Source organism: Serratia silvae (assembly GCF_023282985.1).
GTDB lineage: Bacteria > Pseudomonadota > Gammaproteobacteria > Enterobacterales > Enterobacteriaceae > Chania > Chania silvae.
The window spans coordinates 1-211 of sequence record NZ_JAGQDC010000096.1 but is presented as its reverse complement, the minus strand read 5'-3'; the positions used below and the strand labels follow the sequence as shown (position 1 = coordinate 211).

Annotated in this window: 1 protein-coding gene; it reads left to right on the top strand. The window is 57.3% G+C overall.

Features of this window, described 5'->3' with window-relative positions:
• The coding region (locus tag KAJ71_RS23380; RefSeq protein WP_248947814.1) for an integrase catalytic domain-containing protein at window positions 1-211 on the top strand (211 nt) is incomplete at both ends.

The window sequence follows — 211 nt, the reverse complement described above, 5'->3', positions numbered from 1 at the left end:
AGGATCAAGTGCCTTACCTGCGTGGACGACTTCACGAAGGAGTGCCTGACGGTAACCGTTGCCTTCGGGATTTCAGGTGTGCAGGTCACGCGTATTCTGGACAGCATTGCGCTGTTTCGCGGCTATCCGGCGAAGATAAGAACTGATCAGGGCCCGGAATTTACCTGCCGCGCGCTCGATCAATGGGCCTTTGAGCATGGCGTGGAGCTGC